The sequence below is a fragment of the Desulfosporosinus meridiei DSM 13257 genome (genome assembly GCF_000231385.2).
GTDB classification, from domain to species: Bacteria; Bacillota; Desulfitobacteriia; order Desulfitobacteriales; family Desulfitobacteriaceae; genus Desulfosporosinus; species Desulfosporosinus meridiei.
Genome location: NC_018515.1, coordinates 62,373 through 83,245 on the forward strand (window position 1 = coordinate 62,373; position 20,873 = coordinate 83,245).

General features: G+C 42.0%; 23 protein-coding genes. All 23 read left to right on the top strand.

What is annotated here, in order from left to right:
- Positions 1–22 precede the first annotated feature (22 nt).
- The 23 genes from yabN to nadA all read left to right on the top strand — a co-directional run bounded on the left by yabN (position 23) and on the right by nadA (position 20,860).
- Complete coding sequence (gene yabN / locus DESMER_RS00295; RefSeq protein WP_014901095.1) at positions 23–1,483, top strand: bifunctional methyltransferase/pyrophosphohydrolase YabN; 1,461 nt, start codon at positions 23–25, stop codon at positions 1,481–1,483.
- 84 nt (positions 1,484–1,567) lie between these two features.
- Entirely contained in the window at positions 1,568–1,843 is a 276-nt protein-coding gene (locus DESMER_RS00300) for an HU family DNA-binding protein (protein WP_007778009.1), read from the top strand.
- Between the two features lie 171 nt (positions 1,844–2,014).
- Positions 2,015–2,278, top strand: a complete 264-nt coding sequence (locus tag DESMER_RS00305; protein WP_014901096.1) for an RNA-binding S4 domain-containing protein — start codon at positions 2,015–2,017, stop codon at positions 2,276–2,278.
- A 419-nt stretch (positions 2,279–2,697) separates the two neighbouring features.
- The gene (yabP, locus tag DESMER_RS00310) at positions 2,698–2,976 is read left to right on the top strand and encodes a sporulation protein YabP (protein ID WP_014901097.1); all 279 of its coding nucleotides are present in this window, start codon (positions 2,698–2,700) and stop codon (positions 2,974–2,976) included.
- Positions 2,977–3,036: 60 nt separating this feature from the next.
- Positions 3,037–3,543 carry a spore cortex biosynthesis protein YabQ gene (gene yabQ, locus DESMER_RS24875; protein ID WP_042333214.1) on the top strand — a complete coding sequence of 169 codons (507 nt, stop codon included), beginning with the start codon at positions 3,037–3,039 and terminating at the stop codon, positions 3,541–3,543.
- 147 nt (positions 3,544–3,690) lie between these two features.
- Positions 3,691–3,933 (top strand): sigma factor-like helix-turn-helix DNA-binding protein, encoded by a 243-nt coding sequence (locus tag DESMER_RS00320; RefSeq protein ID WP_042334147.1) that lies wholly within the window; start codon positions 3,691–3,693, stop codon positions 3,931–3,933.
- A complete protein-coding gene (locus tag DESMER_RS00325; protein WP_014901099.1) occupies positions 3,908–4,219 on the top strand; it encodes an FtsB family cell division protein in 312 nt (103 codons plus the stop codon). Before DESMER_RS00320 ends, DESMER_RS00325 begins: the two co-directional genes overlap by 26 nt.
- Positions 4,220–4,318: 99 nt before the next feature.
- On the top strand, positions 4,319–4,708 hold the full coding sequence (locus DESMER_RS00330; protein ID WP_014901100.1) for a S1 RNA-binding domain-containing protein: 390 nt from the start codon (positions 4,319–4,321) through the stop codon (positions 4,706–4,708).
- 307 nt (positions 4,709–5,015) lie between these two features.
- Complete coding sequence (locus tag DESMER_RS00335) at positions 5,016–7,100, top strand: SpoIIE family protein phosphatase (protein ID WP_014901101.1); 2,085 nt, start codon at positions 5,016–5,018, stop codon at positions 7,098–7,100.
- 319 nt (positions 7,101–7,419) lie between these two features.
- Positions 7,420–9,180, top strand: a complete 1,761-nt coding sequence (locus DESMER_RS00340; RefSeq protein ID WP_014901103.1) for a formate--tetrahydrofolate ligase — start codon at positions 7,420–7,422, stop codon at positions 9,178–9,180.
- 270 nt (positions 9,181–9,450) lie between these two features.
- A complete protein-coding gene (tilS, locus tag DESMER_RS00345; protein ID WP_014901104.1) occupies positions 9,451–10,905 on the top strand; it encodes a tRNA lysidine(34) synthetase TilS in 1,455 nt (484 codons plus the stop codon).
- 78 nt (positions 10,906–10,983) lie between these two features.
- A complete protein-coding gene (gene ftsH, locus DESMER_RS00350) occupies positions 10,984–12,903 on the top strand; it encodes an ATP-dependent zinc metalloprotease FtsH (RefSeq protein ID WP_014901105.1) in 1,920 nt (639 codons plus the stop codon).
- Between the two features lie 35 nt (positions 12,904–12,938).
- Positions 12,939–13,388, top strand: coding sequence for a nucleoside-diphosphate kinase (gene ndk / locus DESMER_RS00355; protein WP_014901106.1), 450 nt, complete (start codon positions 12,939–12,941; stop codon positions 13,386–13,388).
- A 62-nt stretch (positions 13,389–13,450) separates the two neighbouring features.
- On the top strand, positions 13,451–14,161 hold the full coding sequence (locus DESMER_RS00360) for a DUF881 domain-containing protein (protein ID WP_014901107.1): 711 nt from the start codon (positions 13,451–13,453) through the stop codon (positions 14,159–14,161).
- Entirely contained in the window at positions 14,161–14,871 is a 711-nt protein-coding gene (locus DESMER_RS00365) for a DUF881 domain-containing protein (RefSeq protein WP_014901108.1), read from the top strand. The genes DESMER_RS00360 and DESMER_RS00365 overlap by 1 nt, the downstream gene beginning before the upstream one ends.
- 48 nt (positions 14,872–14,919) lie before the next feature.
- A complete protein-coding gene (locus tag DESMER_RS00370; protein ID WP_014901109.1) occupies positions 14,920–15,402 on the top strand; it encodes an HD domain-containing protein in 483 nt (160 codons plus the stop codon).
- 10 nt (positions 15,403–15,412) lie between these two features.
- Positions 15,413–16,627 carry a dihydropteroate synthase gene (gene folP / locus DESMER_RS00375; RefSeq protein WP_014901110.1) on the top strand — a complete coding sequence of 405 codons (1,215 nt, stop codon included), beginning with the start codon at positions 15,413–15,415 and terminating at the stop codon, positions 16,625–16,627.
- Complete coding sequence (gene folB / locus DESMER_RS00380; protein ID WP_014901111.1) at positions 16,614–16,979, top strand: dihydroneopterin aldolase; 366 nt, start codon at positions 16,614–16,616, stop codon at positions 16,977–16,979. The genes folP and folB overlap by 14 nt, the downstream gene beginning before the upstream one ends.
- A gap of 4 nt (positions 16,980–16,983) precedes the next feature.
- Entirely contained in the window at positions 16,984–17,460 is a 477-nt protein-coding gene (gene folK, locus DESMER_RS00385) for a 2-amino-4-hydroxy-6-hydroxymethyldihydropteridine diphosphokinase (protein ID WP_014901112.1), read from the top strand.
- 259 nt (positions 17,461–17,719) lie between these two features.
- A complete protein-coding gene (locus DESMER_RS00390; protein WP_014901113.1) occupies positions 17,720–18,580 on the top strand; it encodes a Rossmann-like and DUF2520 domain-containing protein in 861 nt (286 codons plus the stop codon).
- Between the two features lie 40 nt (positions 18,581–18,620).
- The gene (panC, locus tag DESMER_RS00395; protein ID WP_014901114.1) at positions 18,621–19,478 is read left to right on the top strand and encodes a pantoate--beta-alanine ligase; all 858 of its coding nucleotides are present in this window, start codon (positions 18,621–18,623) and stop codon (positions 19,476–19,478) included.
- Positions 19,471–19,854 carry an aspartate 1-decarboxylase gene (gene panD, locus DESMER_RS00400; RefSeq protein ID WP_014901115.1) on the top strand — a complete coding sequence of 128 codons (384 nt, stop codon included), beginning with the start codon at positions 19,471–19,473 and terminating at the stop codon, positions 19,852–19,854. The genes panC and panD overlap by 8 nt, the downstream gene beginning before the upstream one ends.
- Positions 19,855–19,933: 79 nt before the next feature.
- Positions 19,934–20,860: a quinolinate synthase NadA gene (nadA, locus tag DESMER_RS00405; protein ID WP_014901116.1), complete on the top strand. Its 927-nt coding sequence runs from the start codon at positions 19,934–19,936 to the stop codon at positions 20,858–20,860.
- The last annotated feature ends 13 nt before the right edge of the window (positions 20,861–20,873 follow it).

A 20,873-nucleotide genomic window follows, 5' to 3' on the forward strand; every position in this document is an offset into this window, starting at 1 on the left:
TATATAAGAGGTGATACCGAAAATGTCTTCGTGTCTTCATGTTATTGGGTTAGGCCCGGCTGGGCTAGAGCAGTTAACCCTTGGAAACTATCGACGTATCTGTAGTGCGAATAAAGTCTTTGCGCGCACAGCTCAGCATCCTTGTGTGCAAGAGTTAATGGCAGAAGGGGTATGTATAGAATCATTTGATGAAGTCTATGCAAAAGAAAATACTTTTGAGGAAGTCTATGAAACGATAATTGAGCATCTTCGCCAGGAATTAAGTAAAAGCCCTGAGGTTATCTATACGGTACCCGGACATCCCATGGTTGCGGAAAAGACTGTACAACTAATTGAAGAAAGGCTTGCGCAAGAGTATGATGTAGTAATCCACCCAGCTATGAGTTTTGTGGATGAGATTTTTAGGGTTTTGAAATTCGACCCAATCGATGGAGTCTCAATAATAAACTATAGTGCCCTTAAGGACTTCGAACATACAGGGCGGGAGTGGCTGATTGTTCCCCAAGTGTATAATAAATTAATTGCTTCTGAGGTCAAATTGGATCTTATGGAAGTCTATCCTGATGAAGCTTGGGTTTATGTTGTCCAAGCCTTAGGAACAGCCTACGAGCATATTGACAGGCTTCCGCTTTATGAAATGGATCATGGAGAATATGACCATTTGACAACAATTGTTTTACCCCCAAATACAGAGGTCACTTCTTTTAATAGGTTGGCTAAAGTAATGAGGACTTTGTGTTCGGAAGGAGGTTGTGCATGGGATAGAGAACAAACCCATGAGTCATTAAAGAAATACTTAATTGAAGAAAGTTATGAAGTTATCGATGCTATTGAGAAACAAGATATGTATAATTTGTGTGAAGAGTTGGGAGACTTACTATTGCAAGTAGTTTTTCATGCTCAGATTGCCACTGAAGCAGGTACCTTTGGACTTAAAGATGTTTTGAGAGAAGTTATTCAAAAAATGATTCGTAGGCATCCTCATGTTTTTGGAGAGGAAAGGGCAGAGACCGCGGATGACGTCATTGTCACTTGGGATAAAATCAAATTAAAGGAGAAACAGAGCGAGAACCGTAAGGAGTCTGACTTCTTTAGTGATCCTAAAGGTTTACCGGCTCTTATGTGGGCGACTTCTACACAACGCAGAGTAGGAAAAATAGGATTTGATTGGTCAGATATAGAAGGCCCTTGGGCTAAAGTGCTGGAGGAATTAAAAGAGCTAGAGAATGCCTTAGCTGATGAGGTTGGAATTCGTGAAGAGTTCGGTGATTTGTTGTTTGCAATCGTTAATCTTTCGAGGTTTTTAAAGCTTGATGCTGAAGAAGTTTTGCGGGATACAATACATAAGTTCCAGAGACGTTTTTTAAAAATGGTTGAGTTAAGCAAAGACAATGGGATTGAATTTGAGCTTCTTTCTCTTGAACAGATGGATGTTTTCTGGGAAAAGGCAAAATCCCAAGAAAAAAGTGGTAATATGGAGTAATCTAATCCAAAAAAAGCAGGAGAATGGTTTTTTATCGCGAAATATAATTTACGTAGTAGATCAGTTATTTAGGAGGGACTCATTTTGAATAAGGCTGAATTAGTTAGCGCAGTTGCAGAGAAAGCTGACATGTCCAAGAAGGATGCAGAGAAAGCAGTAAAAGCTGTTTTTGAAGTGATTGAGGAATCGTTGGCACAAAGTGAAAAAGTCCAACTAGTTGGATTCGGTACTTTCGAAGTTAAAGAACGTGCAGCACGGACAGGGAGAAACCCACAAACCAAGGAAGAAATTCAAATCCCTGCTGCAAAGGTGCCTGGTTTCAAGGCAGGAAAAGCTCTCAAGGACGCAGTACAGAAATAAGTCTTCGGACTGGTGATAAAGTCAGGTTCTAGGTCTTGCTGGAACCTGACTTTGTATATCTGCCAAGATTTGTCTTGCCCCAAAGTTTATTGATGGGGTTGCACGAATTAGCTGGTCTTGCAGGATGTAAACGAAGCCTACTGACCCAAAGACCTATAAAGGGGGGGTTATATGCGTATTGACAAATATCTGAAAGTATCTAGACTAATAAAACGCCGGACGGTAGCTAAGGACGTCTGTGTTGGTGAAAAAATTTCAATTAACGGAAGGCTTGCTAAGCCCTCGGCAGAGGTCAAAATAGGGGATCGAATAGTTTTAGAGTTTGCTAATCGAGTGATTGAAGTTCAAGTATTGTCAACTCCGAACAGTGTTAAAGCTAACGAAGCACAGACGCTCTACGAATTGATTCGAGATGAACGAAGGACAGAGTCTTAATTAAAGAGACTCTGTTTTTTTAATACATCAGAAAGTATAAGGGGCTACCTCCTATTGAATGTTTAAGGACATTCAATAAGGGGTGGCCCCTTTTTACTTTCGTCAGCAATAATTCAAGAACTAAATTACTATCAGAGTATAATCTTCTGGGATTGGAAAGGAGAAAGAACATTGGATTGTCGCTTAAAAGTACGTGTTGATTCACTTGAGTGCCTTGAAGAGAATCTGGATGACAAGTGAATAGATAGTTTGGAGTAATTTGCCGGTAGTCTGAACTTTTTCAGAGCCTGAACGTATCATATTCCAGTAATGTCTTTAAGGAGGAATGAATTGCGTTACAACTAAAACTAATTCCTAATGTCTAAAGTTCGGGCAAGCTGAATAGGGTTATAGAAGAAAAAGAGATAGGGGGATGGGGCATGGTCGAAAAAGCTGCCAAAGGGCATCGCCTTGTCATGGAGAACCGAGAACTTCTCGAATTGTCGGGGATCCGAAAGGTTCAGTCCTTTGACCCCAAGGAAATTATTCTGGAAACCGAACTTGGGATCTTAAGTGTCAAAGGGGATCAGTTAGGCATTAAGTTGCTTAATCTTGAAGAAGGTTTAGTAGATCTTCAGGGGTCGGTGGGTGCTTTAATCTATCATCGAAGTCCGGGGAATGCTTCACGTCGTGGATTTTTGAACAGAGTATTTCGTTGACCTGGATTAAATGGATTCCTCCCAAAGCTTATTAGAATTAGAGGGAGAGGAGGAAGGGCAATCTCAGAATTCGAAACATTTTTTTGGGTAATCTTCGCTGGCGCGGCTGTGGGATTAGTTTTTGACTTTTACCGTTCTTTTCGTCGCTGGCAAAACTGGGGGCAAATCTTAACATTTTTCGGGGACGTAACTTTTTCACTAATAGCGATGGTGATACTATTTTACTATTTTGAAAGAGCTAATGCCCTTGACTTCCGCATGTATATTATTTGGGGGAGTTTGCTGGGCTTAGGGTTGTACTTGAAAGTTTTAAGCCGGTTTGCCTTGAGAGCTTTCTTTGGATTCTATAGATTTATAGCATTTCTCGTGGAGCTTATCCATAGAGGCATTAGGATTCCTATTCGTGGCTTAGTACTGATTATGCGACCACCCTTCGCTATTTTACAATGGTTAAGTTTGCTTCTTTTTAGAATTGGAGAAGTTATCTTTTTTAAGAGAGTTGTAAACACGAAAATCAAACTGCGGGAATGGTTGAAGAGTCTGTTACCCCCACGAACAAATGGCTAAAATTTTCCAGAGGTATTGATTCCTTAAGGCTTAGTGACTATAATGAAGATATTATCCCAATTGTAAGTAGTTTGTACATGGTTTGTAGGCAATATGTCCACAGTATATCCACAAATTGTGAATAACTTTAAGCAAGGGCGTGCCGGGGTGCAACTAGAAATTAGGGGTTTAGAGAAACTTAGTTTTCGGGAACGCCAAGCAGTAATTCTCAAAGAAAGTGGAAAATCTTTAGAGGACATTGCTAAGCGCCTTCATCTTAGTCAGAGCTCAGTTGCTACGTTATTAACTCGGGCAAGAAGTAAGGGGTACGAAATTGTATGTATTATTCCAGGTACGGAACTTGGGTTAGGAGGAGAGGAATTAGATGAAGAGGGCTCGTCGGAAGATTAACTCAAGAAATTACCAAAGAGTCCGAATTCGTCAAAGCTCTATTCTTATATTTTTAACAGTCATGATAATCGTCGGAAGTTCGATGTGGCAGATATGGAATCTTAGAACTAGGGTAGACGGTCAACTAGCTCAGCTGAATGAGGAAAAGGCCAAATTGCTTAAACAAGAGAAACTTCTCAATGAAGAGATTACTCGTTTAAACACGCCGAGTTACATTGAACAGTTAGCCCGTGAACAGCTAGGCCTTGTAAAACAAGGCGAAATTCTCATTTCTCCCAAGAATTAGTACTGCACATTAGTCTTCTTAACCTTGACAGGCATGAAATCTACTGCATATAATATAGATAAGTATAGATAGATCATCACAAGGAGGAGTTTGCTTCGTATGGCCATTGACGTTGGCAGTATTGTTGAAGGTGTCGTTACAGGGATCACGAACTTTGGGGCATTCATTGAATTGCCGGATCGAATTACCGGACTAGTACATATCTCGGAGGTCGCAGATGCTTATGTCAAGGACGTTCGAGATTACTTAAAGGAACAAGACCATGTTAAAGTAAAGGTCATTCACGTTGACGAAAAAGGGAAAATAGGACTCTCTATTAAACAAGCAAACCCCACTGTTCGTAATGTGGGTCGTGAACGCCGTCTTCCGCCGACTGTGTCCTTTGAGGATAAATTGGCTAAGTTTATAAAAGACAGTGATGAACGTCAAACTGAATTCCGTCGTGCCACAGACTCTAAACGTGGAGGTAGAGGATCAAGTCGTTACTAATATAACCGCCGAAAGGCGGTTTTTTATTTTACAGTCAGAAAGTTATAAACTTGCGTTATATACCGCAAGAAGGTTTAATACGTGCGAAGCCAGTGTCTTCGGGCGCTAGCCAAGTTTTCTAATATTTTAATTTGAGACAATTACTAAAATGCTGGAATATATCTTTGCCATAAAGAACATCTCGGTATTTTTAAGAGATTAACTATGAATGAAGTCGAAAGTTTCTGTGCGTTATTGACGTTACTAGACAAGCTTTGCCAATAATTTAAGTTATAATATTACCAATAAATGGTTAAGAGGTGACATTATGGCAGAGTGGGCGACACTGAAACTAGATCAAGGTCTGCGAAGCAGAATTTCCATTGAAAGTGCGGTTCTTCCCATGTTATTAGGGGGGGTGTTGGCTCGAGGAAGCATTTTTGAGTTATACCCCTTCGGGGTCGCTTTTGGGGCAGCATTGATACTTAGAGGGGAGAAAGGTTTTCCGTTTGGTATACTTGGTATTTTAATCGGTATGGTATCATTAAATGACATATCCTTCGTCCTAAAAAGTGTAGCTGTTTTAGCCTCCTTGATGGTTGTTTTACCTTTAGTGCGGAAGAAAAATCACGAAGGGGCTTATTTGGTTGGAGCAACAAGCGTTATGACAGCCTTAGTCTCATTTCTTACAATTACCTTTACAGATCCTGATCCTTATGCCTTTTTGATAGTTGCTCTGCAGGGAATGATTGTAGGAGGATGCTCAATTATTTTTTGGTTTGCTTTATGTCATAAGGAAGTAATTTGGAAGGGCGAATTTCAAAACGAACAAGGTATTGCTTGGCTTTTTATCCTAATTGGTGTAATCAGCGGTCTCCAAGGGGTTCAGGTCATGGGAATTAATTTTGCTATTGTCTTGTTGAGCTTTTTCACTTTATTTGTTTCAGAACGTTATGGGTCCGGAACTGCTGCAGGTGTGGGAGCACTGCTCGGTTTTATGCCCCAATTGTCGATAAGTACTCAGAATCTGATTGATGCGGGAATATATGGTTTGGCAGGATTTTGTACCGGAGCTTTCCGGCGATTTGGCAAACTGGGAATAGGGACAGCCTTTATAGCGGTTATGCTGATTCTTACTATTTTCCTGCGACAGGAGGCAATCTATTCTCAGCTTATTTCCTCAACGGTTGGCCTGTTTCTCTTTTTGATTTGGCCAGGAGCAACACCGGAAAAGAATTTTTTAAAGCCTAAAGTTATACCGGAAGTTGAGACAACAGTTTCTAAAGTTAAGGCTTTGTCGGAGATCTTTGATCAGATTGCAATGAGTTATCAGGCTGCGGAAGCGGAGTCTTTTGAGATGCGTCCTGAGGTTCCGGAATTAATGAATGTCCTAGTTGAGCGAGTATGCCATTCCTGTCCGACAATGGATGTATGTTGGAATCGAGAGTTTTACAAAACATACCATATTTTTTTCGAGCTTTTTGGCCTGGTAGAAAAAGAAACAGATATAAAATTGCAATCCTTACCAATTGAGTGGAAACGACACTGTGGGAGATTAAAAGAGATGTTGTTGGGAGTTCAGTTTATTATTGAGCAAGAAAGGAGCCAAGAAACATGGCGACGCCGCTTGATAGGTAATCAAGAGGCATTGTCCCGGCAATTTCTCAACGTTTCACAAGTTATCGGAAATTTGGCGAAAGAGCTGCACACACAACATAACTGGGAAGTAGTAAAACCATCAAATCTAGCACGTCGGCGTCGCTTCTTTCTAGATGTAGGGATAACCACATTTGCTAAAACCGGAAACGGAATGAGTGGAGATAATTATGCTTCAATTGCCTTCTCATCAAAAGAACATGCCTTTGTTCTGAGTGATGGAATGGGTGTGGGGAAAAATGCTGCGAAGATGAGTGCGACGGCCTTAACCCTTCTAGAGCAACTGTTAACAACGGGTTTTAAGCCTGAGGGTGCTATTCAAGCACTTAATTCCATTTTAGTATTGCGATCGCCCGAAGAAAGCTTTGTAACCATTGACATGGCCATTCTTGATTTAGAATCTACCGGGTTGAAGTTAATAAAAGTAGGGGCATCACCCTCCTATTTGATTGGACAAGATGGAGTTAAAAAAATCGAATCATCAAGCCTTCCTGCAGGTATTTTAAACCAGATTGATACTCCCATCATTGAAATGGATATGCAGAGTGGGGAAGCGCTGATTTTGTTAACCGATGGAGTGCAAGATGTTATAAAGGAAGGGGGGGACTGGATTATGGAGTTTTTAGAGAAGACTCCCTTAGATAAATCTCAGGAAATGGCGGATCTTATTGGTCAGGAAGCTCGCAGAGTAAGCGGGGGGGATTTAGATGATGATGGGATAGTCATGGTCATTCGAAAAAACTTTTGGAGTACCTGATATTTTTGATGCGGAAAACATGCCTAAAAGATTAGATTAAAAGCAGGATATCAGAAATGCGTGTCGAATCAAACTATTGTGTCTATTTCGAGACCGCCCGGCACCCAGAGTCAGAAATAATTGTTGGGAAAATTTTAACTCTGCAATGTATTTTTTACTTAAAATAAAAATACATTTTGTGGAATATACTAATTCTTATTGATTAGGAGGCTGCGAAGGGATTGACTATTTTTAGATACTACTGTTAACTGAGGTGCGGGAAAGCTTTCCATATTATTTAGGGAAAGTAGAAATTTATTATAAGGGAGCGGATTTAAAAATGGCTTGGGATGCAACAAAACTTAAAGACTGGCAGATCGCCGAAGAGGCCGAGAAAAACATGCCTACCGTGGACGAATTAATCGAAAAGTTATCCCTCAGAAAAGAGGAAATAATCCCATATGGAAAAACCCCTAAAGTAGACTTTCTGAAAATGATGGAGCGCCTTGGAGATAAACCTGATGGCAAATATATTGAAGTAACAGCAATCACTCCAACACCACTCGGTGAAGGAAAAACTACAACGACTCTGGGGCTTATTGAAGGACTGGCTAAGAGAGGCAAGAATGTTGGCGGCGCAGTACGTCAACCCTCCGGCGGCCCAACTATGAATATTAAGGGTACTGCTGCAGGTGGTGGTAACGCCCTCTTGATTCCAATGACTGAGTTTTCTTTAGGACTCACAGGAGATATTAATGACATCATGAACGCTCATAATCTTTGCATGGTTGCCCTAAATGCCCGGATGCAGCATGAGGCTAACTATACGGATGAAGAGTTAGCTAAAAGAGGCTTGAAGCGTTTGGACATAGACCCTAAAAATGTGGAAATGGGCTGGGTTATCGATTATGCTGCTCAGGGACTAAGAAATATTATTATTGGTATTGGCGGTAAAAAAGATGGTTTCCAAATGCAGTCAAAATTCGGGATTGCTGTTGGATCAGAATTAATGGCTATTTTGGCTGTCGCTAAAGATCTGCCGGATCTCAGAGAGCGGATTGGGAAGATCGTAGTTGCTTATAACAAAACTGGTCAACCTGTAACTGCTGCAGATTTAGAAGTTGACGGCGCTATGACTGCTTGGATGCGGAACACGATTAATCCAACTATTTGTTACACTGCTGAAGGTCAACCGGTTATGGTTCATGCGGGTCCTTTCGCTAATATTGCAATCGGGCAATCATCCATTATTGCGGACCGGGTTGGTCTGAAAATGTTTGATTATCATGTTACTGAAAGTGGCTTCGCTGCCGACATTGGATTTGAGAAGTTCTGGAACGTTAAAGCCCGTTTGGGTGGCTTAAAGCCAAATGTTTCTGTTCTTGTGGCAACGATTCGTGCACTTAAAATGCATGGCGGCGGACCAGCAGTGGTACCAGGTCGTCCATTACCTGATGAGTACACCAAGGAAAATCTTGAACTGGTTGAAAAGGGATGTGCGAATCTATTACATCACCTAGAAATCATTAAGAAATCCGGTATTGTACCTGTTGTTTGCATTAATGGGTTCTATACAGATACTCAAGCTGAAATCGATTTGATCAAGAAGATAGTTGGAGCTGCGGGTGCTCGTTGTGCCCACTCAGATCACTGGCTCAATGGCGGCGATGGCGCTTTAGAGTTAGCGGATGCTGTTATGGATGCCTGCGAAGAAGAGTCCAATTTTAAATGCCTCTATCCACTAGAAATGCCCCTTCGTCAACGTGTTGAGCTTATTGCTAAGGAAGTTTACGGTGCAGACGGTGTCGATTGGTCACCTGAGGCTGAAGCTAAGGCTAAGAGATTTGAATCAGATCCCTATTATGCTGATTTTTCAACCATGATGGTAAAAACTCATTTGAGTTTATCTCATGATCCCGCACTGAAAGGTGTTCCTAAAGGTTGGAGACTGCCTATCCGTGATGTATTAGTTTACGGAGGAGCAAAATTCCTTTGCCCAATGGCAGGTGCAATTAGTTTAATGCCAGGAACAAGCTCAGACCCAGCTTACCGAAGAATTGATGTGGATACAAAGACTGGTAAGGTAAGTGGATTGTTCTAAAAAGTATGGTCTTGTTTGAAAGAATTGAGCCCTGAGAAATCAGGGCTTTTTCTATTTGTTGAACGGGTAATTGTGTATCCCTGAAAAAATTTCAGAGTTAACCTTTTAAAAAACAAAAGATATCGCATCTGGCTTTACTGATTATCAAAGGTACTACAATTTTATGGACAAAGAGTGTTTGTTTTTAGAGAAAGTGTTAAACTAGTTTAAGAGGATAGGTTATAAAGTAATTTTTCAGTGGAAAGATATAATGAACAAAGGAGGCGCAAGATGTACGAGCATTTGCGCAAATACATACTGCCTCAATTAATTCCTTCGCAAACGAAAGTTATGGTTGCAGTATCTGGCGGGCCAGATTCTATGGCTTTAAGTCATATCCTTTGGAGATATGTACAGGAGGAATCGGGCAAAGAAATATCTCTTGTATTAACTCATGTACATCACGGGGTTCGAAAAGAGTCCGATGATGAAGCGGTCTTGGTTCAACAAATGGCTGACAAGTGGAAGCTTCCCTGCCTTATTCATCGGTTTGATTCAAAGCAATATGCTAAAGAAAGTGGAAAATCGTTTCAGGAAGCCGCCCGAGAGTGGAGATATGCGCGTTGGAAAGAAGACATGGAAGAGTATAAATGCTCTCTATTGGCTACGGCTCATCACCTAGGAGACCAAGCTGAGACGATTCTATATCGTCTGCTTAGAGGAAGTGGAACGGCAGGATTAGCTGGAATGTACCCTGCCAAGGACTCAATTATTCGCCCTCTGCTTACCTTTTCCAAAGCAAGTGTTTTAGATTATTGTGCTAGAGAAGCAATTCCCTATGCCCTGGATCATTCAAATGAAGAGCCAATATACGTAAGGAATCGTATCCGCTTAGAGTTACTGCCAGAATTAGAGAGAAGCTACAATTCCCGCATTCAGGAGATTTTAGGGCGTACCGGAGAGCTCTTGCGTTGGGATGAAGAATATTTAACGAAACAAGTAGAGGCTGCTTGGCTTCGTTATCACAGAGAAGCTCCTAAAGGAACCACTTGCCTTACTTTGAATGTATTTGAAGAACCTGCCGCCATACTTTCTCGCTTATTGCGAAAGGCCGCGATGCAAGTCACCCAGGAGCCTCGAGGAATAGGTTTTTCCTATATTAGTAAGATTATGTCTTCTCAGGCAAGGCTCGGTTGGATGCAGGACTTGCCGGGCTTGAGAGTTGAGATTACAAATGAAGGATTGATATTTAGCCCTCCACAACCCAATAGAGTTCGATCAAATAGGGGGGGTGACAAGTCAGCTGCTCCACCGGGGCTAGACATAGAAACCCCGTTATTCTTACAAAAGTGGACAGAAATTCCCGAACTTGACATAGCTATTGGCTTTCTGGGAGAGGAGGATCTTACCTCGTTAAAAACAGAGGAAGGACTTGAATATCAGATGGCAGTCTTTAGTCGTGACTTCTTAACATCTGTTGCAGAGCCATTGGTGTGCCGCTATCGAAGAGAAGGGGACAAGATGTGGATTCGCGGTGTTGGGCATAAGCCGCTTAAAAAGGTTTTTCAGGAGGCAAAGATAGGGGAGAAAGAGAGGAGCAAAATACCTTTAGTTGCTCTTGGAAACGAGGTGCTATGGATCCCGGGGATTCGCCAAAGTGGGCTATATCATTTCGGTTATAATGGGGAAAAAATCTACTGTATTCTTGTACCACGAAGGGGTGTTAGCAATTTGAATTCATTGTAAAAACTGATACTGCATGGTATAATATGAAGAATTGCTTCTTAATTGAAGTAGCTTCTTAACTAGAGAGGAGGACCATATTTGAAGGTCTTAAAGAATGCGGCAATTTATATACTTATAATTCTCATGGCAATAGTCTTAATAAAGTGGTCGACCCCTCCTGTTAATAAAGAGGTAGGTCTGGATTATAACGCTTTCAAAAAGGCGGTTGTTGAGGATCAGGTTAAAAGTGTGGTGGCCGTTGTTGACAACAACTCCACTAAGTATACCGTTACTATGAAAGACGAGAAAAAACATGAGGTTATCGGACTTGCCTCTGACCCGCAACTTGTAGCAGATTTATATGCTCATGGCCTTCCACTGGTTGTGGAATCGCCACCGAAGTCTCCTTGGTGGATGGGTCTTCTAACTACAATGTTGCCAATCATTGTTATTGTAGGTTTGTTTTTCTTTATGATGCAGCAAAGTCAAGGCGGCGGTAACCGAGTGATGCAGTTTGGGAAGAGCAAAGCTCGCTTGGTTAGCGAAGATAAGAAAAAAGTGACATTTGCAGATGTTGCTGGTGCCGACGAAGTCAAAGAAGAGCTTCAGGAAGTTGTTGAGTTCTTAAAGTCTCCGAAGAAGTTTCATGAGTTGGGTGCTAAGATTCCTACGGGTGTTCTGCTGTTTGGACCTCCCGGAACGGGTAAAACCTTACTCGCACGGGCGGTCTCGGGAGAAGCTGGGGTGCCATTCTTTAGCATAAGTGGTTCAGACTTTGTTGAAATGTTTGTTGGAGTCGGGGCTTCTCGAGTTCGGGATTTATTTGAACAAGCCAAGAAGAATGCTCCTTGTATCGTATTTATCGACGAAATTGATGCGGTTGGCCGACAACGGGGAGCTGGTTTAGGCGGAGGACATGATGAAAGGGAACAGACTCTGAACCAACTTCTTGTAGAAATGGATGGGTTTAACGGTAATGATGGAGTCATTATCATTGCGGCTACAAATAGAGCAGATGTTCTTGACCCAGCATTATTGCGTCCCGGCCGTTTTGATCGACAAGTGATTGTTGATGTCCCGGATGTTAAAGGTCGGGAGGAGATTCTTAAAGTTCATGCTAAGGATAAACCACTGACAAAAGACGTTGATTTAGAGGTTATTGCTCGTCAAACCTCTGGATTTACTGGTGCTGATTTATCGAATCTCTTAAATGAAGCTGCTCTTCTATCCGCGCGGCGGAATGAAACTCAGATAAAACAACAGGCTGTAGAAGACTCGATTGAGCGAGTAATTGCTGGGCCGGAGAAGAAAAGCAGAGTCATTAGTCCTTTTGAGAGGAAGCTGGTTTCTTATCATGAAGCCGGGCATGCACTGTTAGGGGAACTTCTCACTCATACAGATCCTTTACACAAGGTCTCCATCATTCCGCGCGGGAGAGCAGGAGGCTATACACTTCTTCTACCAAAGGAAGATCGAAATTATATGACCAAGTCACAACTGCTTGATCAAGTGGTAATGCTGCTTGGTGGGCGTGTGTCTGAAGCAGTAGTGCTTCATGAAATCAGCACAGGTGCCTCAAATGACTTGGAGCGTGCCACAGGAATAGTGCGTAAAATGATTACGGAATTAGGAATGTCCGAGGAATTGGGTCCGCTTACTTTTGGTCATAAAGAAGAACAAGTCTTCTTAGGTAGAGATATTTCTCGTGACCGCAGTTATAGTGATGCTGTAGCATACTCCATCGACAAAGAGGCCAGACGCATTATTGATAGTTGCTATCAGAAAGCTCAAGATCTCATTATGCAAAATATTGATAAGTTACATGCCATTGCTCAGGCATTAATGGAGAAGGAAACTCTTGATGTCAAAGATTTTGCAGCGTTAATGGAAAAGTTCGATCAAAGGATTGAGGGCAGTGAGAAATCCGTTGACGGATTAGACAGTCTTGAAATAAAAGAAAAACAAGATTCGGAATTGCCGAGTCAAACAATTGAGGATGCGTTTAATAAAATTCAATAGATTATAGAAGTTTCGAATTAAGGAGAGGACGTAGGATGGAACGCACATTTATTATGCTTAAACCAGATGCAGTTCAGAGGGGATTAGTGGGAGAGGTCATTAGTCGATTTGAAAAAAAGGGCTTTAAGCTCGTAGGTATGAAGCTTATTCAAGTGCACCGGGGCTTGGCGGAAGAACATTATGCAGAGCATAGGGGCAAAGGGTTCTTTGAGCCTACGGTTGATTACATCATGTCTTCTCCTGTAGTGGCGATGGTTTGGGAAGGCAAGAATGCTGTTGCCTTAGCTCGTGAGCTGATGGGAGCGACAAACCCGGCAAATTCTAATCCTGGCTCTATTAGAGGAATGTATGGGATGGATATTAGCAGAAATGTTATACATGGTTCGGATTCTCTCGCTAGTGCTGAACGGGAAATTGCTCTTTACTTCAAGCCTGAGGAACTTATAGACTACAATAAAGCCGGCGAAGAATGGCTGAGTGAATAAAGGAGGGACGCCCGCAGGGGTGTCCTTTTTTCAAGTAGCAGTGGCAAATGGAGGTGTAATGAATGCATTTAGATAAAAAGGAACGGTCTCTCCTGGGTTTATCAACAATTCTTCTTGGATTTCTCTTTGTCCTCCTGATTAAAGCCCAGGGAGTAGCGGGCAGTCAGGTGACATTTCAAGAAACAGCTGTTCCTAGTCTAATTAAAACTGAACAAGAAAACCAACAACTCTCTATAGAGAATGCCAAGATCCAAGAGGAGTTAGTCAAATATGCCCAAGGCCAGAGTGCGTCGTCTTTATTAAATCAGCAAGTACAAGAGGCGATGATGAATGCCGGCTTAGTAGAACTTGTAGGGCCAGGTGTGCAAATTACATTAGATGACTCGACACGTGTAGCTACTGGAGACGAAGACCAGAATAAGTATTATATTCATGAGGAATATATTCGCGAAATTTTAAATGCTCTATGGAACGGTGGGGCGGAAGCCGTCGCTATTAATGGACAGCGTGTAACCACCCATACAGAGGTTTTCTGCGGGGGCTCGTTTATTCAGATTAACGGCACTCGACAAATGCCTCCTTATGTGATTGGGGCAATCGGTGATTCGCATAATCTATCTGCTGCATTGAAGTTTTATGGTTGGGATAGACTTGGAGAATTTCAGGAGCAGTATGGTATAACACGAAAGCTTGAAGTATTAGATAATATTATAACTCCTGCTGGCAAACTAAAAGAATACCGTTATGCTGAACCTGTCAAGGAGGGAACATAATGCAGCGTTGGAAAAGAACTTTAGCTTTACCTGTTACTATGGTAGCAATTGCTTTAGGCTTTTTGATTGCCCTACAGGCCCAAACTCAAAAAAATGTATCGGCTGCAGAACAAATCAGTGAACAACGTATGAGCCAAATGAAGGCGGTTCTTATAAATTCTCAAGAGCAAAATGCTCAGCTCCAAAAAGAGCATCAAGAGTTATCAGCAAGGTTGGATGTGGCGCGTAAACAGGTGGGAACGGATCCGCAACTTCTGGTACACTTAAAACAACTGCAAATGCTTGATGGTACACAGGCAGTTGAAGGCCCGGGAATACTGATCAGTATCGATGACCGTAGTAATAAAGTTGCTTTTCCCCTCAACACCAATGATATTGCAACTATGATCAATATTTTGAAGTTAGCCGGAGCGGAAGCAATTAGTATTAATGATCAACGAGTCGTTGGTTCCACCGCCATTGTGTTAAGTGGAAATTCAACCATCTTGGTAAATCAAGTACCTGTGAACCGGTCGGAGGGGGTTCCCTACGAAGTAAGTGCGATTGGAGATCAAGCTACCCTTATGGATTATTTTTCGGAACTTGAAGCCGTGACCCTTAAGCAGAGAGGGATGACTGTCAGTATCGCCAGAAAATCCTTGCGAGTCCCATCCTTCAAAGGGTCGTATACTTTTAAACAAGCGAAACACTTTGATTCTCAGGAGTCGTAGAATCCGCTAAGAATGCGATCATGAGGGGTGTGGGATAGTTTGTATTCAATGGCACGCGTCAATCGTTTAATAGACCATAAGGATTTTGCAAGCTATTTGCAAAAAAACGTTGAATTAGAGAAAGAGCGGCTTTTTTGTAAACATGGCTTTGAGCATGGACTGAATGTTGCGCGTATTGCTTATGCTTACCTCTTAGAAAAAGGAGATTCCCAATCCTCCAAAGAATTAATCTATGCTGCAGCATTACTTCATGATATTGGACGTTGGGTCGAATATCAGACAGGTGAAGATCATGCCGAGGCAAGTGCTCGTTTGGCGTACCCTTTGCTTGTAGATTGTGATTTTTGTTCAGAGGATATCGGAGTCATTTTAGAGGGGATTCGCGAACATCGGCTACACCCTAATGATACGTTAAGTCGATTAGGTGAGGCATTAGCTAGAGCCGATGATTGGTCAAGAGATTGTCGATATTGTAAAGCTCAAAGTTCATGCTATAAATTTAAGCCTGCGATGAAGCAGATTATGTATTAAGGAGGCAACAATGCAAGTATATGGAATGCGCTGGGTTGCGATTAATAATTTGCAAGAATCTAAAATAGCATTGGCACAGATAGGATCCGATCCGGGGGGAGTAGCCCAGATGGTTGGGAAGGGAATAGGGCGTGCGATAAAACTGGAGCAAGTTCCGCTGCGAGTAGCCCATATACTCAAACAAGAGATGCTTTCTGTAGGTGGGGATGCTGCTGTACACCGGGAGGTTATAACTAATAACATAGATGCAACAGATGTCATGTTATTAGGTACAGTGCGGCAATTAGAGCACCTGGCGAAGAAGGTGTTAGCACAACCATTTGGACTAAAAAAGGTTGGACATGCTCTTAAGCAACTGCTAACTGATTTAGAACCGGCCCAGACCCGAAGTATCAATTGCCGAGGAAAGGAACTTATTCTGGGGGGGCGTACCCTTGTAATGGGGATTTTAAATGTAACTCCGGATTCATTTTCTGATGGCGGTAAATTCAATAACCTAGAAGACGCTGTTGTTCAAGCTGGGTGTATGATAGATGATGGCGCAGATATTCTAGATATTGGCGGAGAGTCAACACGTCCAAACTACTCGGGAATTAGTGCCGAAGAGGAATGGAGGCGCTTAGAACCGGTATTAAAGATGCTGCTAGAACGAGTAAATGTTCCCATTTCAGTGGATACCTATAAGGCTAGTGTAGCAGCTAAAGCGCTTGAAGCAGGTGCCCACATGATCAATGATGTATGGGGATTGCAGAAAGACCCTGATATGGCTAAAGTAGTTGGTGATTTCCATGTCCCTGTTATTGTTATGCACAATCAAGCTGGGACAGCCTATCATCATTTAATGGGCGATATTTTTGCATTCTTACAAAAGAGCATCGAGTTAGCTGAATCCAATGGTCTGGAGAGGGATCAAATCATTGTTGATCCGGGAATCGGATTTGGGAAAACGACGGAACAAAATCTTGAGGTTATGGCTCGCTTGGCGGAATTTAAGACCTTAGGGCGTCCGGTATTATTGGGAACTTCGCGTAAATCAATGATCGGAAATACATTAAACCTACCCGTCAATGAGCGCTTAGAAGGGACGTTGGCCACAAGCGTTTTAGGGATTGTTTCGGGAGTAGATATTATTCGTGTTCACGACGTTAAGGCTAACAAAAGGGCAATGCAAATGGCCGATGCGATTGTAAGAGGACAGAGAGGAGCTGGCTATGTCGGAGCATGATGTTATTCATTTAAGGGGTCTGGAATTTTATGGGTACCATGGGGTAATGCCGGAAGAACAGGTTTTGGGACAGAGATTCTTAATTGATCTGGATCTTTTTTATAATTTACAAAAGGCAGGCTCCTCAGATAGCGTGGCAGATACCATTCATTATGGTGAAGTGTATCAAGTGATTAAAACATGCGTAACTGAAGGCAGGTATCTGTTAATAGAACGCTTGGCGGAAGAAATTGCTCAGAAAGTACTGGATCAGTTTGCCTGTAAGTCTCTGCGAGTAGAAGTGCATAAACCACAAGCGCCTATCCAAGGTCTTTTTAAAGATGTTTCAGTGGAGATTTGGCGAAGCAGGTGATTGAATGAGAACATTCTTAGGATTAGGAAGTAATCTGGGAGATCGAGCATATTATCTCAGCGAGGCTATTTCAGCTTTGGAAGGCCCAGCTATTAGAGTTATTACGGCATCTCGTATCTATGAAACCGAACCCTGGGGAAGACTAGATCAACCTTTATTCTGGAATCAGGTTGTGGAAATCGAGACAAGCTTAGAACCATTGGACCTCCTTCATGTTTGTCAGGAAATTGAACTTCGCCTAGGGAGAGTTCGCAAAGAACATTGGGGGTCAAGGACGATTGACATTGACCTGCTTATTTATGATAATAGGGTTAGTGAGTCTGAAGAGTTAAAATTACCCCATCCGTATTTGGAAGAACGAGCTTTTGTGCTTGCCCCTTTACGAGAAATAGCTCCGAAACTCATCTTGCCTTCCGGAAGATCAATAAATGAAGTTGAAGGGGAAGGGAAGGTCTATCCTCTGACCACAAATAAACTATAAATCTAATTAGACAATATCAAACCATGAATTGTACTATAATTAGATTTAAAAATATTTTTACGATGTCAGAATTATAAGAAATGTGTTAAAATTCATGCAGGTTTAAATTTAGTTTGACAGTGCTTTTATTAAATAAATAGCCCGCTTGGATCTTGAAGACCGAGACGGAGGGAACGATATCCTTCACGCTCGTGGGGGTATTTTTTTGTTGTTCGAAAGTACTTAAGTTTGAATTGTTAATTATGAGAAGGAGATCGGGATGAAATTTGGGATTATTGGAGCAGGAATTGTAGGAACTGCTTTGGCGGTACAGTTAACGAAGGCGGGACATCAGTGCGTAGGGGTTCATACCCGAAGTCGTCTCTCTTACGAACGTTTTCGAGGTTTTATCAACAAGGATCATTTGCAATTAGAGGAACTTGTGCCAGCAGTAAATTGTTTATTCGTTACGACTCAGGATGGGGTAATCCCTTTGATTGCAGAAAAGCTGGTCGCCAAGAACCTTGTTGTTCCAGGCCAAGTCTGGATTCATTGCTCGGGATCCCTTCCTTCGGCAATTTTACGTGTTCAGGAAGATTTGCCGGTCAGGTGCTTATCGTTACACCCTCTGCAAGCCTTTGCAAGTGTGGAGAATGCTTTGATGATCCTGTCGGGAACTCATTTTGGCGTAGAAGGTGAGGTAGAGGAACTAGGCACAGATATTGTAAAAGATCTTGGTGGTATCCCGCATAAGATTTTGGCTAGCGAAAAGACTCTTTATCATGCCGGTGCAGTTGTTGCCTCAAATTATTTGGCTGTTCTTGCTTCCATGGCGGTAGACCTTTTTGCCGAGGCAGGTATTCCAAGAGACGAAGCATTAGTTTCGTTATTGCCACTAATGCAAGGAACCCTCTCTAATTTAGAGCGAGTTGGGTTACCTCAAGCGTTAACGGGCCCAATTGCTCGAGGAGATGCTCAAGTGGTAAAAGGACATTTAGACCAACTGCCGCCTAGGCTTACAGAGATTTATAAGGGTTTAGGGTTGAAAGCTCTAGAGTTAGGGGAAAGCAAGAGATCTATTCAAGGCTTAAGTTATCCTCTAGAAGAGCTGGATATGTTGAGAGGGCTGCTTGGTGGATAATTGCTTAAACCGTTTTTCTTAAAGAAAGGTGGAATGTCAAATGAAGAGAACTTCTCGTATATCCGATCTGCGTAATATTATAACCGAAGAAAAAAAACGGGGGCGAAAAATTGCTTTCGTCCCAACTATGGGTTTTTTACATCATGGACATCTAACCTTAATTGATAAAGCTAAAGAAACGGGTGCATTCTTGGTAGTGAGCATTTTTGTTAACCCCTTACAATTTGGCCCTAATGAAGATCTGACGCGTTATCCCAGAGACATAGAACGGGATGCTCTTTTGGTCGAGGCAGCTGGGGTTGATATCCTTTTCCATCCGACCGTTGAGGAAATGTATCCTGAGAAAATGGTAACGTTTGTGGAAGTCGGAGAATTGGATGAGATGCTTTGCGGGGCAAACCGTCCCGGGCATTTTCGTGGCGTAGCAACGGTAGTCAATAAGTTGTTTAATATTGTTCAACCGGATATGGCTTTTTTTGGTCAGAAAGACTATCAACAGTATCTAATTATTAAACGGATGGTTACTGATCTCAATCTTCCGATTCAGATTTGTCCTGTTCCCATTGTGCGTGAAGACGATGGGTTGGCAATGAGCTCGCGAAATGTCTTTTTAAATCCTGAACAACGGCAGGAAGCCTTAGTTCTGTCTAAGAGCCTTAATGAAGCCGAGAGAAGCATTCAAATGGGGCAGAAATCAGCTCGAGAAGTTGAAGAACAGATAAAAAAGAGTATAACCTTAAAAAGTCAAGGGGTCATTGACTATGTTGAAGTTAGGGACGCCAGTGACTTGACCGAAGTGACAGATATTAAGCGACCAGTTTTAATTGCTTTAGCCGTTAAATTTGGAACAACCCGTTTAATTGATAATAAGGTTGTGGAGGTTAAGCGAGATGTATAGAACAATGATGAAATCAAAAATTCATAAAGCGGTAGTAACAGAGGCAAATCTCCATTATGTAGGCAGTATTACAATTGATAGCGCATTAATGGAATCAGCGGACCTATTAGAAAATGAAAAGGTACAAGTTGTAAACAATAATAACGGAGAAAGACTCGAAACTTATGTTATTCCTGGAGAGAGGAATTCAGGAGTAATCTGTCTGAATGGTGCAGCTGCCCGTAAGGTGCATGTTGGAGATGAAGTTATCATTATTTCCTATGCCGTCTTAACAGATGAAATAGCTCGGCAGTATACCCCAAAAGTTGTCTTTGTTGATGAGAAGAACCAGGAGACCAAGATTTCTGATCGGGAAGTCCATGGGCAGAAGGCTTGACAAAGCCAAATGCTTTAACTAAGGTGTAAGCTTAAGGCCTTGGCTATTTGTATTAGTCACTTAGAAAGGGTGTAAAGATATGAATTATAGCATAAGTCGAGACTTATTCGAAGATTTAGCTGGGGAAATACAAGAATTAAAAAAAGAACGCAAAGCAGTTATTTTGGCACACTATTATCAGAGGCCGGAGGTTCAGGATATTGCTGATTTTGTTGGAGATTCTCTGCAATTAAGTCAACAAGCGGCAGACACTGATGCAGAAGTGATTGTCTTTTGCGGAGTCCATTTTATGGCGGAAAGTGCTGCTCTTTTATCCCCTGATAAAATTGTCATATTACCCGAGTTAAATGCGGGTTGCCCTATGGCGGATATGGTTGATGTAGAGGGGTTAAGGGCGTATAAAAAGAGAGTTCCCGGAGTTCAAGTGGTTTGTTATGTTAATTCCTCGGCAGAAGTTAAAGCCGAGAGCGATATATGTTGTACTTCCTCTAATGCAGTTAAAGTAGTACAGTCTTTAGCCAGCGAGGATGTTTTATTTATTCCTGATGAAAATCTTGGACGATATGCAGCTAAAATCTTGGGACGTTCACTTCAGTTATGGCCTGGTTATTGTAAGACACACGATCGCCTGACCAACGATGACATTGAGGCGGTAAAAAAAGAGCATCCGTTGGCTAAGGTTATCGTGCACCCAGAATGTCGGGAGGAAATATGCCAAGTTGCAGATTATATAGGCTCTACTGCAGGCTTAATCAACTATGCGAAGAACTCTGAAAGTCAAGAGTTTATAGTAGGAACAGAGTCAGGGATATTACATCAACTCCAAAAAGTTTGCCCGGAGAAAAAATTCTATCTTGCTTCAGAACGACTTGTTTGTCCAAATATGAAGATGACAACTTTAGAGAAGGTTCGCGATGGACTAAAAACCCTCTCTCCCCGGGTCACAGTAGAAGAGGATATTCGAGTAAAAGCCAAAGCGACACTAGAGCGAATGCTGGCCTTATAAGCAGCAGAAGAGC